The 2,417-nt window shown below is 66.7% G+C and carries 4 protein-coding genes; all 4 read right to left on the reverse strand.

Annotated elements, in window-relative coordinates:
• Positions 1 to 312: aldolase/citrate lyase family protein (locus A8G08_RS11550; protein WP_245672787.1), on the reverse strand; the 312-nt coding region annotated here is incomplete at its 3' end.
• Positions 313 to 316: 4 nt separating this feature from the next.
• Positions 317 to 829, reverse strand: coding sequence for a MaoC family dehydratase (locus A8G08_RS11555; protein WP_068273870.1), 513 nt, complete (start codon positions 827 to 829; stop codon positions 317 to 319).
• Positions 826 to 1,986, reverse strand: a complete 1,161-nt coding sequence (locus tag A8G08_RS11560) for an acyl-CoA dehydrogenase family protein (RefSeq protein WP_068273872.1) — start codon at positions 1,984 to 1,986, stop codon at positions 826 to 828. Before A8G08_RS11560 ends, A8G08_RS11555 begins: the two co-directional genes overlap by 4 nt.
• A gap of 2 nt (positions 1,987 to 1,988) precedes the next feature.
• Positions 1,989 to 2,417 (reverse strand): biotin/lipoyl-containing protein (locus tag A8G08_RS11565; protein WP_342669647.1); only part of this gene is annotated, 429 nt, incomplete at its 5' end.

Below are 2,417 nucleotides of genomic sequence, written 5' to 3' on the forward strand. Positions count from 1 at the left end.
GACCAGCGAGCGGACCTGCTCGGCAGATTCGGCCTTGGGCAACATCACGACGCGGTACTCGGTCTCGCGCAGCGCAGCCAAATCCAACTGCTGGTCGGGGGTTCCGCCCGGGTTGATCCGCACGACGGTGCGTACCGGGTCGAGCGGGGTGTCGATCAACGCGCGGCGCGCGGCCGGGCGATCATCGGCGCCGACACCGTCCTCGAGGTCGAGGATCACCACGTCGGCAGCGGCAGCTGCCTTTGCGAACCGCTCCGGGCGGTCGGCCGGGCAGAACAGCCACGCCGGGCCGGGCAGGATCCAATCAGCCACGTCGTCAGGCCTCCTTCGCTTCGGCGCCGGGGCGCTTGCGTACCAACGTCTTTCGGACCGCCGTCGCGACGATGTCACCGTGCTGGTTGCGGGCGGTGTGGGCGAAGGTCACGATGCCCTCCCCCGGGCGGGACTTCGACTCACGCTTGTCGGTGATCACGGTCTCGGCATACATCGTGTCGCCGTGGAACAACGGCTTCGGGAAGCTGACCTCGGAGAAGCCGAGGTTCCCGACGATGGTGCCCTGAGTCAGCTGCGCCACTGACAGACCGACCAGCGTGGAGAGCGTGAACATCGAGTTCACCAGGCGCTGGTTGAACGGCGGCAGCGCATCCGAGAACGCCGCGTCGAGATGCAGCGCCTGGGTGTTCATCGTCATCGTCGTGAACATGACGTTGTCGGCCTCGGTGATCGTGCGCCCGGGGCGGTGCTTGTAGACAACGTCGGTCTCGAACTCCTCGAACCACAGTCCGCGCTGGACGATGTGGCGCTCGTTGTGATGCGCCTCGCCGCTCACAGACCGAGCTCCCGGCCGATCAGCATGAGCTGCACTTCGGTTGTCCCTTCGCCGATTTCGAGGATCTTGCTGTCCCGGTAGTGCCGCGCGACCGGGTACTCGTTCATGAAGCCGTAGCCACCGTGGATCTGCGTCGCATCGCGTGCGTTGTCCATCGCCGCCTCGGAGGCGACGAGCTTGGCGATCGCGGCCTCCTTCTTGAAGGGCTTGCCGGCGAGCATCAGTGCAGCCGCGTCGTAGTAGGCGGTGCGTGCGGCGTGCGCACGTGCCTCCATACGGGCGATCTTGAACGCGATCGCTTGGTTGCGGCCGATCTCGCGGCCGAACGCGGTGCGCTCGCCCGCGTACTTCACGCTCTCGTCCACGCAGCCCTGCGCGGCACCAACACTCAACGCGGCGATCGCGATCCGGCCCTCGTCGAGGATGCGCAGGAAGTTCGCGTAGCCGCGGCCACGCTCACCGAGCAGGTTCTCCTCCGGCACCCGCACGTCCGCAAACGTCAGCGGGTGCGTGTCCGAGGCATTCCAGCCGACCTTGTTGTAGGCCGGTTCAGCGGTGAAGCCCGGGGTGTTGGTCGGGACGATGATGGTGGAGATTTCCTTCTTGCCACCGGCCTCACCGGTGACCGCGGTGACCGTGACCAGTCGGGTGATATCGGTACCCGAGTTGGTGATGAACTGCTTGTTGCCGTTGATGATCCACTCGCCGCTGTCCAGCTTGGCGGTGGTCTTCGTGCCTCCGGCATCGCTGCCCGCGCCCGGCTCGGTGAGCCCGAAGGCGCCCAGCGCGCGGCCGCTCGCCAGCTGCGGCAGCCACTCCTGCTTCTGCGCCTCGTTACCGAAGCGGTAGATAGGCATAGCGCCGAGCGACACACCGGCTTCCAGGGTGATCGCGACGCTCTGATCGATCTTGCCGAGTTCCTCGAGCGCGAGGCACAGGGCGAAGTAGTCGCCGCCCATGCCGCCGTACTCCTCGGGGAAGGGCAGGCCGAACAGGCCCATATCGGCCATGCCGGCCACCACCTCGTACGGGAAGGTGTGGTTGGCGTCGTGCTCGGCGGCGACCGGAGCGACCACCGAGTTGGCGAAATCGCGGACGGTCTTGGCAAGTTGGGCGTACTCGTCCGGCAGCGTGCCGGTGGACAGGTAGTCGGTCATCGTTATTTCTCTACTTTCTCGGCTTCGTCGGCTGCGGGATGCGGCAGCACTCGAGCGAGCAGCTGGTCGACCTTCACCTGCTCGCCCGCCTTCACGAGCAGTTCGACGGTGCCGTCGATCGGGCTGGTCAGCGCGTGCTCCATCTTCATTGCCTCAACGACCACCACGGTTGCGCCCGCGGTGACCTCGGCGCCGTCCTCGACCGCGACAGCGATCACGCTGCCGGGCATCGGCGAAGTCAGTTCCGCTTCGCCCGCATGTGCGTCGTCCGCACGGATGCTCGGCTCACGCGCCTCGGTGACCGACCAGGTTCCCCCGGCACCGGCGATCCAGATATGGCCGTCATGCTCGGCGACGCGGAACGTCGACCGCACGCCATCCACGGTGACCGAGAGCTCATCAACGAAAACCGTTGCCCGCAGCGTTCGTTC

Origin of the sequence: Aldersonia kunmingensis (genome assembly GCF_001646865.1) — a bacterium.
GTDB classification, from domain to species: Bacteria; Actinomycetota; Actinomycetes; order Mycobacteriales; family Mycobacteriaceae; genus Aldersonia; species Aldersonia kunmingensis.

What these genes read in the sequence shown, in the direction of transcription:
- A8G08_RS11560 (WP_068273872.1), bottom strand. Translation starts at nt 1,986, where the DNA reads ATGACCGACTACCTGTCCACCGGCACGCTGCCGGACGAGTACGCCCAA.